Below are 14,664 nucleotides of genomic sequence, written 5' to 3'. Positions count from 1 at the left end.
CCTCTTATTCGATACAACAACGCCACTGTTATCAGTGGCGTTTTTATTGGTATAAGTGGCATTAAATCACTTATTTAAAACTTACTTCTAAAACCTACATAGACAGTTCGACCGATAGGATCATACGTACCTGCATCAGTTTCAGCGCCGGTGTCTGAACCAGTTACACCTGAAATGATACGTGGTGGTTCTTTATCAAATAAGTTATTTGCACCTGCATACAACTCTATTGAGTCAGTTATATGATAACTTGCCTGAACATCATGGTAAGTAACGGAACCAACCCCTACAGACCCTGCAGGAATGTTATCAAACGAATTTAAGAATTGATCATCAAAAGCAGCATCACCAATAAATGTTAAGCTCCAATTAAAGTCAAAATCATTATACTTGTAGCCAAAGTTCCAGTTAGCCTTATGCTCAGAAGAGCCTACTTCACCAGCAAACTCATCTTTATCGGCACCCGGTAGTGGAATTGTGTAACCATCAATTAGGTAAGTATACGCTAAACGCGTTCTGAATTGACCAGGACCGATGTCGCGAGAGTAAGTTAAGGTCAAATCAACCCCTTCAGTACCTAAGCCACCACTATTTGATACTCCACTGTCAATAAACTCAAGTGAGCCAGCACTGTTATTACCTGCTGCTGTACTGCGACGAGTAATAAAGTTACAGAAGCTGTCGTCACCGCCACCATAACACTGCGAAAGTATAAATTGGCGTGGTGTAGAAACAATCGCATCCGTGACTTCAATGTCAAAATAGTCGATTGTGATATCTAAGCCAGAGATTAAGCTTTCAGGTGTAAACACTACACCCACGGTTACGGAATCACCCACTTCCTCTTTTAAATCAGGATTACCTCGATTGAAACCACTGATACCCTGTAAATCTGACTGGTTTAGCGTAAACTCACCATTTGTCGCGATGTTATTTGCAATACCAACATCGGCACGACACGCATCACCCAGAGCACCATCACCCGTACTAGAGACACCTACACAAGGATCATTTAAGCCACTAGGGAAAGTTTGAGAAGGCGGTGAAAATAGTTCATCAATATTAGGGGCACGAGTAGAACGAGCACGTGTTGCACGAAGACGTAAATCCTCAGTAACTTCCCAATCAACACCCACATTCCAACTTTCTGTGTTTCCTACTGTTGAATAATCAGACAAACGAATTGCTGCATTCATGGTAACAGACTCAAGTACTGGAATATTAGCCTCTACATAATACTCTGTTACATCAAACTCACCTTCTGTAGCAGGAATTGCATTACCTGCATTTAAGCCAGCTTGTTGTAGTGCATCAAACTCACTACGTGAGAACTCTTCACGATATTCAAAACCTGCTGCAATACCGACCATACCTGCAGGTAATTCAAATAAATCACCAGTGATATTACCACCGATAATCTCTTGCTCTACAGAAGTCGACAACATGCTTGGCGCTCGAACAAAGTCTATTGCACTTTGCGACATAGAGTTAAAACCAAAAATATTGACTGGAGCACAATTAAAGCTTCTCGCAGTAGCATCCAAACAAATTGCTTCGTTGGTAATTCCATCATTGTCTAAATCTTGGCTATCAATAACAGCCTCTAAACCTCGGCGAAAGCTTTGTACATTAACTAAACCACTAGAAAGCTGCGCTTCTTTTGTTTTACCGTATACATAGTAGGTGTCATAAAACCAACTATCGTTAATTTCACCTTGGAAACCAACTGCTAGTCTGAAAGTATCACGCTCAGCTCGTGCGCCACGGTTACCAATATCAGAGAGTCGTTTTGCAAAGAAAATATCTCTTAAGCCATCACCATCAGTGTCTGTTGCTGCGTTATAGATTTCATCCGGTACAAATGCATTACGCAGTAGCTCATCATTAACCAAAAATTCGATAGGAACACGCCCGTTAGCATAAATATCATCTGAAGCAAAAGGAAAAGGTTCTAGCTCAGACTGAGTTGATGTTGATGCATATGTACCTTCAAAAAAGAACGTATGTTTATCGGTAATATCGTAGCTGCCGTTAGATGCAAACAAGTAACGCTCTGTAGGAATTGCGAGTGCCCTTACACCATTTCGGTTAAAGCCATTTGCTTCAACACCGTCACCACCATTGGTGCTGAATGAGTCTTGTAAGACGTTGTTGCTGTTATACGTAAAGCGCGTGTCACCCGCATCAAATCGTCCCTGTGGAGGAAACGATGAGAAAAATGGACGTACAGCTTCAAAAATATCACTCGCTTGTCCTGTTTCGCTATTTTCAAAAGCAATTTGAGCAATTTGGTCAACAGAAGAACGTGAACGGTCTCGAGCAAAAACACCACCTTGGTCAGAATAACCTAGGTGAAACATTACTTTCCCTTTATCATCCAAGCCACTAAAGCCAGAAGTCACTGAGAATTGTCTAGATTGATCATCCCCTTCTTTAGACTCACCATACTGGCCTTCAAACTCTATTCCTTCAAAATCATCTTTAAGGACAAAGTTAACTACACCCGCTACAGCATCAGAACCATACACCGACGATGCACCACCAGTCATAATTTCAACACGTTCAATAAACTGACTTGGTATGGTATTTAAATCAACGGCTGAGCTACCAGGAACACCGGCAACATAACGTCGGCCATTCACAAGTACAAGCGTTCTGTTCGAGCCTAAGTTACGTAAATCTACCGTCGCAACACCTGCACTTGAAGTATTGAAGTTTGAGTTTGTACGACTAATTGCCGGTGTACCAAATGCTGGGTTTTCAAGTAATAAGTCTTGAATGTTTAATGAACCTGAAGCATCAATAGCCGAGCTATCAACAACTTGAATAGGGGCTGAAGACATAGCTTCTGCAGAGCGAATTCGCGACCCTGTCACTTGAATACGCTCAACCTTTTCTAATTCTTCATCCTGTGCCACCGCATTTACCGACACGCCTCCCATCATTGCCATCGCAATTGCAGAATAGACAAATAATGGACGTGGATTTTTTTCGTTTTTTATCATGGTAATTCCCCTGAAAATTATTTGTAACCACTTAGTTACAGCTCGCCACATTATTGGGCTTTATGCATTTCAGATAGCTGCATTTTGTAAGCGGATTAAAATTAGGGATAAGCGGAATATTTTGAGGGACAACTAAATTGTAAAATAATTTGAATAAAAAATAGGAACAGACACGGTCTTATTGTTTTTAACAGGTACGCTACATTCGGAGCTACAATGCAAAGCATTTTATTTAACAGCATAATACATATCGCAGAGCCGCAATTTGCAAAAATGCTTGAAAGCGCAATAACACGGCACCATAGTTTTCACTCCATTACTGTCATTAATGAAATGAGCAGTTTTAATTTTGAAAATACTCACGTTGCTTTTTATCAACTCAATTCATCGCCTAGCTCTCTTGAGTTGCTACAACTAACAGAGCTTGCCAAGCATTTAAAGCTTGTTATTGTTGCTGATTCGGCGCAATTAGCTAACTTAGCTTATGAAATAGGTGCTATTGACTTTATACTTACAACTGCAAATTCTATGCGGATAAATCAGTGTTTTGAGAAGCTTATTCATTTATGCCCCCTTGCCAGCGCACATCATCAAGAACACGTACAAGAACAAGAAAACTCCTATTTAATCGTCCGAGATGTAGGCAAAGTGAGGCTTGTTGATATTGAAGAAATCGTATGGATAAATGGAGCTGGTAACTATGTAGAGTTGCATTGCCAAGATAGTCCTCGCCCAATATTACACCGCGAAACGATGAAAAACTTAACAGAGAAGCTGGCAAGTAAGGGGTTTATTCGTATTCATCGCTCTACTTTAGTTCGTAAAAAAGCAATCAGTGAGTTGATACCGACCGACTGTGGTGATTATAAAGTCATTTTAAAAAGCAACGCGATTTTAAATTTATCGCGCCGTTTTAAAATGAATCTAGAAGGTATTTTGGGGATCTGAGCAATAACCTATTGGGTACTTTGCAAGCTCATTTAATAAAAACCCAAATGGGCAGGCTTATAGTTTATGTTGCTGACTCTAACCAAGCTCGCATTTCTTCACACTGCGGATTAATTTCAAGGAAGCTATTTATATCTTTATGAAAGGTCACCCTGAGTCCACTGTCTTTCCACACAGACTCTATCAAACTTTGAGCCACACTATTAGGTGCCACATAATCAACTTGTTTATAGCCACGTGATTTAACCGTTTCAAAATAAGCTTTTGCTATATGAACGCTTTCTGCGGTGGCTAATTCAAACTGCTTAACATTTATTATTAAATGATGAAGGTTTTTTATTGAGTTGCCTGTTATTTCGTCTGCTATTTTATTCGTGAAGTCAACAAACGCCTCTTTATTAACACAGCCTCTAAACTCAATAAATACGCAAGGAGGGCTTATTTTATAAAACCACTCCCCATGGGGCTTAAACATAACCAAACATCACTCTTACTACGTTTAAGGTAATATTAGCTTTAAAATGGTTATTTTCAACCTAATAGAGCCATAAAAAAGGCCATTTCAAGCGCTTTCTCTTCAAGGCTTTTAAAGCGTCCAGAAGCGCCTCCGTGTCCGGCATCCATATCCGTTTTAAACACAACAATATTGTCGTCTGTTTTTATCTCACGCAGTTTCGCAACCCATTTCATCGGCTCCCAGTATTGTACTTGCGAGTCATGAAAACCCGTCGTTACTAATATATTTGGGTAGGCTTGAGCCGTAATATTATCGTATGGGGAATAAGCGTTAATGACTTCGTAAAAGTCGGGATCATTTGGGTTACCCCACTCATCATACTCATTCGTTGTAAGAGGAATACTCTCATCAAGCATGGTTGTCAGCACATCTAAAAAAGGTACGTGACAGCCCACGCCTAAATAAAGCTCTGGTGCTTGATTTACCACAGCCCCCATTAATAAACCGCCAGCACTTCCCCCTGAGGCAAACACCTTCTGTGGATGTGCATAGCCTTGCTCAGTGAGTGAGCGAGTAACATCAATAAAATCGTTAAAGCTATTTTGTTTATGCTGTTTTTTACCTTGTTCATACCAATGACGACCTAGCATTTCACCGCCACGAATATGGGCAATGGCATAAACAAAACCACGATCAAGCAGGCTCAATAAACAACTAGAAAAACTCGGATCCGTGGTAACGCCATAAGCACCATACCCATATTGCAACAAAGGGTTAGAGCCATCTTGATTGAATTTATCAATACGATACACCAATGACACTGGTACTTGCTCACCATCTCTTACGGTGATCATTAGTCGTTCTGAACGATAGTGCTCTGGGTCAAATTCACCAAGTACTTGCTGTTGTTTTAATAACGTTTTGTTGCCCGTTTTTAAATCAACATCATACAATGAACCTGGTGTTGTTAGACTTGAGTAATAAATACGTGCAGAGCGAGTGTTAGGCTCAGGATTCATCGCTATTGCAGCATAATAACAAGGGTCATCAAACTCTAATGTGAGTCGCTCTTCCTGCTTATCAACAACCACAAAGCGGGTTTGACCAAGCTCTCGCTCAGTTAAAATAAGATAGTCATTGAATATTTCGACCCCTTCCAATAACACATTATCACGGTGCGCAGTATGCTCCTGCCACTGTTCTTTTGTAGCAATTGTGTCGGTTGTGGCAGTCATTAAACGGAAGTTTTTGGCTTGCCAATTTGTGACTATATAAAAAGTATCGCCAAGCTTATCAACATCAAATTCATGGCCTTCTTCACGCGGCATTAACGCGCTGAACTCCCCCTCGGGATTGTTAGCATCAAGTACCCAAGTATCGTTCGTTTCAGTCGTAGCCAGATCAATAATAATTAAGCTTTCATCTCGACTTTTGCCAAGTCCTAGAAAAAAGCTTTTATCCTGTTCTTCATACACTAAAACATCATCGGTTTGTGGGGTGCCTAAAACATGGCGATACACCTGAAAACCCAATAAAGTTTGTAGGTCTTTTTTCACATAAAAAACTGTTTTACTGTCGTTAGCCCAAACAATTTGCCCTTCTGTGTTTTCAAGTACATCGCTGAATACTTCGCCATTGGCAATATTTTTAAAACGCGCGGTGTAAATACAGCGGCCTTCGGTATCTTCAGAATAAGCAAGTAATTGCTCATCAGGACTAATTGCGACTTCACCTAGTTCATAAAACTCATAATCACTGGCTAGTTGGTTTACATCTAACAATAACTGCTTGTCACGGGCTTCAATTGAACGACTTCGGTAATGGCGCGCATATTCATCATCACCACGAACTTCTGAGTGATACCAGAACTGGCCATCCTTTACAGGAAAGGTATTATCATCCTTAACTATCTGCCCTTTTAGTTCGTTAAATAACGCTTCTCGTAGTGGTTTAATACTGGCAAGCTGTTTTTCACAATATTCATTTTCTGCATGTAAATGTGCCAACACGTCTACATTCTCGCGTTCATCATCACGCATCCAGTAGTAATTATCAGTACGAGTTAATTGATGAGCTGTTAGTTGATGAGGTTGTTTTTTAGCTACAGGGGTAGGCGTTAATAAAGACAGAGAATAAGAATTTTGCGACACAGGAAAAACCACGATTAAAAACGAATGACCCGAGTCTAACACAGAAATAAAAAAGCCCACTCAAATTGAGTGGGCCAAACAATGCTAAATAGCATTTAGGGGGAAACTATCAATGTGATACTTGCTGCCATGCCATGGGCCAACTTTTACCCACACCAGGTTCATAGAGTGGGTTATGTGATTCTTTCACACGACAAAACTCTGTATACGGCCAAGGTTTACACATATAAATATGGCCAGTCTTTGGTTGTAGTACTTTTACACCTGAGCTGTAAGCATTGCATGCTTGCGGATAAACATAATCATACTCTTGATTTTTATCCTTTATTTGCTTTTCGCACTTCGCAATACAGTTAAATGCCACTTTTACATGGGTTATACCCGTGCTTTCTAATGCATAAATCTGATTGAGCCGATATGCAACTATGAGGCCCTGCTCTGTTATTTTTCCTGCTCGAATCATGGGCATGTGCACATTTATATGCTCAGCAATTGAACGAGGCCAATTATGAGGCTCACCCTCATCAGAGCTAGTAATAGGGTACTGAAATGACAAATCAGCTAACTCACCTTGCGCATCATAAAAAGTCACAACCACCTTATCCCCAACAAAAAGCTGAGTATGATGATTTAAGCAACCTATCGGCAACCACTTTCCAGAAGCCAGTGACATATGCATAAACAAAGTAACACCCTAAGAACAGCTAGTAGGTACTATCCAATAACAGCCGTACAAAATAAATACAATTTTAGTTTGAGGCAATAGATCCAAAGCACGAAGAATGTGCGCTTTTCAGCGGCCCCGCTATCATAGCTTTGTAATCAAAACCTTAGACCGGAAACTTTGCGTCCTAACCTTTCGGTTAGTTTGCCAAAAACTGAAATGAGTATAATCCTCAGTTGAAAACAAATCAAACAAAAGAATGTAACCGAAAGATATGTATAACAAGCAATTACTAGTCACAAATAAGCTATAAAAAAGCCAACCCGAAGGTTGGCTTAGTCATTAATCTCTTACCGCACGTCGATTTGGTATGAGTTCTTTCACTGAACGGAAAAAACGTAAGAACACATGGCCTACATCACTCATCACAATATACAGGCAAGGAACAAGTACCAATGTAATGAGAGTTGCAAACATCACTGCAAAACCAAGGGCCACTGCCATAGGAATAACAAACCTTGCCTGCAAACTCGTTTCAAACATAATAGGGAGTACGCCAGCAAAGGTTGTAATTGACGTTAAAGTAATTGCTCTAAAGCGTGCACAACCTGCCTCAATAACAGCTTGACGAGTTGACATTCCCTCTCGTCGAGCTTGGTTCACAAAGTCAGTCATAACTAAAGAGTCATTGATCACCACCCCTGCAGCAGCAATTAAGCCAAAGCCTGACATTAAGCTAATATCTAAATCAAACCAATAATGCCCCCAAATAGCACCGGTCAAGCTAAACGGAATCACCGACATAACGATCAATGGTTGTGAATAACTTTTGAGTGGCACCGCAAGTAAGATATACACTAAGAACATCCCTGCAGCAAAAAACATTAATTGCTCATTCGCCTGTGCTTGCTGCTCTTCAATGGCACCGCCTAATTCAGTTTTCACTGATGGGAACTCTTCTTTAAGCTTTGGCAGTAGTACGTCGTCGACCTGCTTGACCACTTCACCTGGTTCTATGGTTTCTTCGTCAATGCTGCCGTAGATATATACAGTACGGTAGCCACCTTCACGGCGAATATAACTAATCCCTGGCTTTTCGGTTAGCTCAACCACATCACCAAGCAGTACTTCTTTGCCAGCAGGTGTCGTCACTACCGCATGTTTTAAAGAAGCAAATGCTTCACGCGTTAATTTAGGATAACGCACCATTACACGTACTTCTTCACCACGACGAATTACACGCTGGGCTTCTCCGCCGTAAAAACTTGCACCAACTTGATTGGCAATTGTGGCAAGGTCTAAGCCTAAATCATAAGCAACTGGTTTTAAGCTAAGTTGGACTTCTTTACTAGCAGGGTCAATTGTCGAGCTAATATCAAATAAGCCTTTTTGCTGTTGCAGCAACTGAATAAAACGACGACCCGCATCATTTAAAGTATCAACATCGGGCCCATAAAGCAGGTATCCAAACTCGCCATCATTGCCGCCGCCATTTACATCGTCGTAGATTTGCAATGATTTAACACCGGCAATGTTTGGCATCTGTTCACGCCAACGTCGCGATAGCTCGAAAGCATTATATGGACGCAAGTCCTCATCTACCAATGGTGCTAAGATTTGTGCTTCAGTACGCCCCTGATTAAAGACCAAAATATCACGTAATAATGTGTGACCAAACTCACGTTCTGTCTCTTGATCAACCTTTTTAACCATGGCTTCAATTTCACGAATTGCTTCAATGGTCTGTATATCAGATGCATTTTCATTCATTTCTAGGTTAATTTGCGGAAAATCATGGGGGACTTTTGGTGTTGGTACAACACGTACTTGATTTGACGAAATTAAAGCGAATGTCAAAATCAAAAGACCAATAAATGAGAATAACACTAACCAACGCCATTCAACACAACGCTCAATAAAGCGTTTATACGGGCCATTCACAAAGTTAAAGAAGCGCTTGTTAAAACGTGCTCGCCAACTCTCAGGGTTAATAGGTGGAAAGTGAGTATGGGCAATGTGCGCAGGTAGAATAAGCTTTGATTCTATTAAACTGAATACCAGACATAAAATAACGACGACCGCGATACCATAGAAAAAAGCACTCTCAGGGCCGCTTGATAAAGTAAATGGCGCAAATACAGCAATCGTCGTTAATACCCCAAACGTTGCCGGAGTTGCTACACGTTTGGCACCGTTCACAACGTTAACGACGCCGCCCCCTTTTTTCTCTATCTCAGTGTAGGCACTTTCCCCTATGACAATTGCATCGTCAACGACAATACCCAGCACCATAATAAACGCAAATAGGGATACAATGTTAATAGTGATACCAAAAACAGGCATCATCATCATGGCACCTAAGAAACAAATTGGTAAACCAATCATTACCCAAAGTGCTAGTTTAAAGCGCAAGAAGATAGACAACATGATAGCCACTAAGATAGCGCCTTGAAAAAGGTTGCTTTTCATCATGTCTAAACGCGCATTCAAGTAATACGTCATGTCCATCAGTGGTTCTAGACGTAAACCCACAGGCAGCTCTTTGTTCTTTTTATCTATGTATGCTTTCACCGAGTCAGCAACGGGGATCATATTTTGCTCTTTCGTTGCTTTAACCGATAAATACACTGCATTTTCACCATTGAATTTAAAGTAACGCTCACCCTCTGTGAACTGGTCTTTAATAACAGCAATGTCTTGTAACAAGACTTTCGCACCGTTAGCTCCCACCTTTACAGGGATTTGACGGAACTCATCACCACTGTAATATTGGTTTTCAACACGTACAGAAATAATTCCTGCATCAGTGCGTAATTGACCTGCTGAAATATTCGCTGAGTAGCGGCGTACGGCATTAGCAACATCGCTTAATGTTAAGTTATATTGGCGCAGAGAATCTGGATCAATTTCAATTGCAATTTCATCAAGCGGCACATCATTTTGCACCAAAGACACATTGGATAACTGCAATAACTCATCTTCAATTTGATTAGCTATTGGCTTTAATTCTGTGAGTGGCACATCACCGACTAATGTCATCCCAATAACATCTTGACGAAACTCGACCTGACTAATTGTCACCGGCTCCATCCCCGCAGGAAAGGTCGCAATTCCGTCAACGCGAAGTTTTACTTTATCAAGAACGTCGGTTAATTCTGCATCGGTATTAATTTCTAAGCTAGCACGCCCATTGTTACGGAATGCGCGGTAAACACCACGTTTAATTTCGGTCACATCTTTGAGCGACTCTTCAATTTTAATCAGAATACTTTCTTCAATTTCTTGTGGTGATGCCCCTGGGTAATTAGCTTGCACCTCAATATAATTGATCTCAATATTCGGAAACATCTGACGCTGAATAGTAAAGTAACTTAGTATCCCCATAGCAAGGATAAAAAACATCATTAAGTTTGCAGCGACCGAGTTATTAGCAAAATAGGCGATTAAACCAGGCTGCTTCTGTGTTGTTGTATCACTCATACAGCCACCTTACAGCTTTTCGACAGCAGCAGTTTCACCTGCATCGCTTGTCATTTCTTGCATACCGGCTACTTTTACTTCCATACCCGCTTGCGGATACTCAGGCAGTGTCAGTACAAGCTGATCATCAATATTTAAGCCATCGCTAATATAAAAATATTCACCTTCTTCGCGAACAACAGTCACTTTACGTGGCTCTAGTTTTTGCTCATCGTTAACCACCCAAACGGTTTGATTATTAACCAATGATTGCGGTAAGCGATAGATATTTTGCAATGTGGCACCGGCAAAATTAACTTGCACATAAGCGCCAAATTTAATGGGTTGTACATCATGCTTTAAACCATATGGGTCATCGACACGAACGACCAAGTTGCTCATACGTGTTGCGTTATCAACGACACCCAAGTCACGGTCCACCACCGCTTCACGGGTAAAGCTATTTAGGCCTTTATTGATAATCGTAGCCTTAATGCCTTTAATTCGTTTAGGTAAAAATACGCTGTCGAATCCTGCGATAGGGACAATAATTTCAGCACTTTCAATATTGTTTAACTCAGCAACCTGACTGCCTACATTAATATATTGACCCACACCAATTTCACGACTTATCACCAACGCATCATAAGGAGCTTTAACTTCACATCGTGCTAAATCTCGCTCTGCACGTTTCAGTGCAGCTTGAGCCGATTTAACCGCAGCTTGCGCACTTAGAACTTGTGGCTTACGTAAAAATAAGTCCGTACGCTCACGTTCTGGATAACGCTTAGCTTCATCGAGCGCGACCTTTGCTTGTGCTTGCTCTTCAATTAATGCAGCTTGAGCACTCGCCAATGATGCTTCGGCTTGTAATACAGCGGCCTCGTAATTGTCTTTTTCAATCGTGAATAACACTTCACCACGAGCAACAATGCCACCTGCAACAAAGTTTGGATGCCAGCTTGTGACTTCACCTGCGACTTGAGATGCAAGCAGAGTACTTTCAAGCGGTCTAACTTCACCATAACTGTTAATAATAACTTGATGGTCATCACTTGAGATAGCTTCCACTCGAACAAGGGGTCTAGAGTCAACCACCTCTTTATCTTGTGGCTCTTGGGCAATAGCATTAATACCTACAAAACCAGCAATACCAAGGGCTAAAGCAGCAAATGGTAACATCCATTTCAATACATTCGTGCGCATAACTTACACCTTTTAAATTTTTACTGCCTCTATCATACCAAAGCTGACAGAAACATTAATGTGACATTTGTAAGTAACTGTTACAAAAAGAGCCTAATACACCTACAACAGCTAAAAATAATTTGTTACTAAATAAAACTCTCAACTTTTCATGACATTAGAGAGAGCGCTTTACACTTGTTAACAAACAAACTTCTATCAATTAGCAATTTCATTAAACTCGTGCCTGAAAAAAACAAATGGAACGACTAAAAATGAAAACAACCAATATTGCTGTGGCGTTAAGCATTGCTTTTGCCATAAATGGCCATGCACTTGCAGCCAAAAAAGAGGACAAAAAGCCTGAAACACTGGCTGAGATGATTAAAGATAAAACCGAATACTCCGGTATTTTTACTCTTTATCAAGATGAAAAAACAGGTGAAAACCTAATGGTCATAGACCAATCACAACTTGATACACCCTTTGTCTATTTTGCACATACCGTAGATGGTGTGACCGATGCGGGTCACTTCAGAGGCGCGTACCGTGAAACAAAACTCATTGAATTTAGAAAGTATTTTGACCGTATTGATATTATAAGCAAAACCCCTCGTTATAAATTTGATCAACACTCCGCTCTGGCTCGCTCTGCTGATGCAAATATCAGTGAAGCAGTGCTCGCTAGCATCAAAATTGAGAAAGAAGAAGACGATAAAATAGCATTTAATGTTGATAAACTGCTTATAAGTGAAGCACTACATAAGGTATCTCCTTGGCCAAATCCAGACGATAAAAATGCTAAAAAGCGTTTCAAATTAGGAAAATTAGACGATAAAAAATCGCGCATTGTTCAGCATCGTCCTTACCCCAACAATTTAGATATCACTGTCGATTATGTGTTTACCAATGCCAATCCAAGCGTGCGTGGCTCTACAGCAATAAGTGATCCTCGTAATGTATCGATTAAAGTACAACACTCCTTTGTTGCTTTACCAAAAAATAATTATCAGCCACGCCATGATGATGCGCGTATCGGTTACTTTACAAACCAATTTGATAATATGACTTCTGCTGACTGGGCACCTTACGAGGACGTTATCAAACGTTGGGATTTACAAAAGAAAGACCCTACAGCTGCACTTTCTGAGCCAGTCAAACCAATTACTTGGTGGATTGAAAACACCACCCCTATTGAGTGGCGTGACACGATTCGCGACGCCGTGCTTGCATGGAACCCCTCATTTGAAAAAGCAGGCATTAAAAACGCTATTCAAGTAAAAATTCAACCTGACGATGCAGATTGGGATGCTGGCGATATAAACTACAACGTATTACGCTGGACAGCCTCTCCACGCCCACCTTTTGGTGGTTATGGACCTGCCCTTGCTAATCCAATAACCGGCGAGATCTTAGGCTCTGACATCATGTTAGAGTATGTTTTTATGAAAAATCGCTGGATGTACGAGACCTTATATACGCAAGGCGCAGCCTCATTAACCTCTGACGAAAATAATCCTAACTTACACTGTTCATTAGGTCACACTATTCAAGAAAACATGCTACTTGCAAAAGGCTTAGGGACTAGAGCAAGTATTGAAGATAAAGAAATTTTACGTCAAGGCTTAACCCAGCTTATTCTCCATGAAGTAGGTCACACACTGGGGTTAAACCACAACATGAAGTCATCGATTTTATGGGATGAAAAAGAAGTTCACGACAAGAGTAAAACGCAAGGTATCGTGACAGGCTCGGTGATGGATTATGCGCCAGCCAACATTGCGCCTATTGGCATGCAACAAGGCGATATATTCCAAACTAAGCCAGGCCCTTATGATGACTGGGCGATTGAATATGGCTACAGCCAAGCACTAGCCGATGCAGATGCTGAGCAACAGCGCCTTGAAAAAATTCTTGCTCGCTCATCAGAGCATGCACTCGCATTTGGTAATGATGCTGACGACATGCGTGCTCCGGGTCGCCATATCGACCCTCGTGTAATGATTGGCGATATGTCATCTAACCCTGCAGCTTATGCAGATGATCGCATGGCACTTATCAATACGCTGTTTTCTGAATTGAAAGATAAAGCCACCGTTGAAGGTGAGTCATACCAACAGCTTGTTACCTCAGCTAATATTTTATTTGCTAGCTATAGAACACAAGCAGGCGTGGTGTCGCGTCAAATAGGTGGTGTTTATGTAGAACGCAATGTCGTAGGTGATGATAAAAATGGCGCGCCATTGACTCCTGTGTCACTTGAACGCCAACAACAGGCAATGCAGATTTTAGCCGACAAAGTGTTCTCTCCACATGTACTTGCTAGCATGCAACCACTTTATAACTACCTGCTACAACAGCGCCGCGGTTTTAATCACTATGGTAAAAATGAAGATCCTAAACCACATGGTATGATTTTAGGCATGCAAAAGCTGGTACTTGCCCAGCTATTACACCCTGCTGTGATGCTGCGTATTTCAGACAGTGCTATATATGGTAATGAGTATTCACTTAACCAATTTATGAATGACTTAACAGCAAGCATTTTTGTCGACGGCAAAAAAGCAAATACGTTAAGTCATAACTTACAAGTTGAGTATGTGAATCAACTGATTGCCATTGCCGGTTTAACTAAAGCCAGTAAGCACGATAATCTCGCTAAAGCTGCGGCTCTTTATCAACTTAACCAAATTGCTGATATCAGCACTCCTTGGGGAGCAGATACTGCTGCTAAAGCGCATAAACAATATATTAATCGCTTAATTAGCAAAGCATTAGACGCTTAACCAACAGTAA

The 14,664-nt window shown here is 40.9% G+C and carries 8 protein-coding genes and 1 riboswitch; of the genes, 2 read left to right on the top strand and 6 right to left on the bottom strand.

Translation table 11 applies throughout. The annotated features are described in order from the left end of the window. Positions 1-74: 74 nt before the first annotated feature. Complete coding sequence (locus tag PAARA_RS02450; protein ID WP_062567493.1) at positions 75-3,005, bottom strand: TonB-dependent receptor domain-containing protein; 2,931 nt, start codon at positions 3,003-3,005, stop codon at positions 75-77. 216 nt (positions 3,006-3,221) lie between these two features. On the opposite strand from PAARA_RS02450, the gene PAARA_RS02445 reads away from it, so the two are divergent. Next, positions 3,222-3,953, top strand: a complete 732-nt coding sequence (locus tag PAARA_RS02445; RefSeq protein ID WP_083515237.1) for a LytR/AlgR family response regulator transcription factor — start codon at positions 3,222-3,224, stop codon at positions 3,951-3,953. Between the two features lie 64 nt (positions 3,954-4,017). Here PAARA_RS02445 and PAARA_RS02440 read toward each other — a convergent pair whose 3' ends face one another. The 5 genes from PAARA_RS02440 to PAARA_RS02420 all read right to left on the bottom strand — a co-directional run bounded on the left by PAARA_RS02440 (position 4,018) and on the right by PAARA_RS02420 (position 11,889). Then, positions 4,018-4,428 (bottom strand): hypothetical protein, encoded by a 411-nt coding sequence (locus PAARA_RS02440; protein WP_062567492.1) that lies wholly within the window; start codon positions 4,426-4,428, stop codon positions 4,018-4,020. Between the two features lie 56 nt (positions 4,429-4,484). Continuing rightward, complete coding sequence (locus PAARA_RS02435) at positions 4,485-6,560, bottom strand: S9 family peptidase (RefSeq protein ID WP_062567549.1); 2,076 nt, start codon at positions 6,558-6,560, stop codon at positions 4,485-4,487. Between the two features lie 109 nt (positions 6,561-6,669). Continuing rightward, complete coding sequence (locus PAARA_RS02430; RefSeq protein WP_062567491.1) at positions 6,670-7,239, bottom strand: hypothetical protein; 570 nt, start codon at positions 7,237-7,239, stop codon at positions 6,670-6,672. Between the two features lie 113 nt (positions 7,240-7,352). Then, positions 7,353-7,443: riboswitch (cyclic di-GMP riboswitch) on the bottom strand. A 123-nt stretch (positions 7,444-7,566) separates the two neighbouring features. Continuing rightward, positions 7,567-10,704, bottom strand: coding sequence for an efflux RND transporter permease subunit (locus PAARA_RS02425; protein ID WP_062567490.1), 3,138 nt, complete (start codon positions 10,702-10,704; stop codon positions 7,567-7,569). A 9-nt stretch (positions 10,705-10,713) separates the two neighbouring features. Beyond that, the gene (locus PAARA_RS02420; RefSeq protein WP_062567489.1) at positions 10,714-11,889 is read right to left on the bottom strand and encodes an efflux RND transporter periplasmic adaptor subunit; all 1,176 of its coding nucleotides are present in this window, start codon (positions 11,887-11,889) and stop codon (positions 10,714-10,716) included. A gap of 254 nt (positions 11,890-12,143) precedes the next feature. On the opposite strand from PAARA_RS02420, the gene PAARA_RS02415 reads away from it, so the two are divergent. Continuing rightward, entirely contained in the window at positions 12,144-14,654 is a 2,511-nt protein-coding gene (locus PAARA_RS02415; RefSeq protein ID WP_062567488.1) for a zinc-dependent metalloprotease, read from the top strand. The last annotated feature ends 10 nt before the right edge of the window (positions 14,655-14,664 follow it).

Origin of the sequence: Pseudoalteromonas arabiensis (assembly GCF_001550155.1) — a bacterium.
Classification (GTDB): domain Bacteria; phylum Pseudomonadota; class Gammaproteobacteria; order Enterobacterales; family Alteromonadaceae; genus Pseudoalteromonas; species Pseudoalteromonas arabiensis.
The sequence above is the reverse complement of the archived record's forward strand: the minus strand, read 5'-3'. Positions and strand labels throughout refer to the sequence as shown.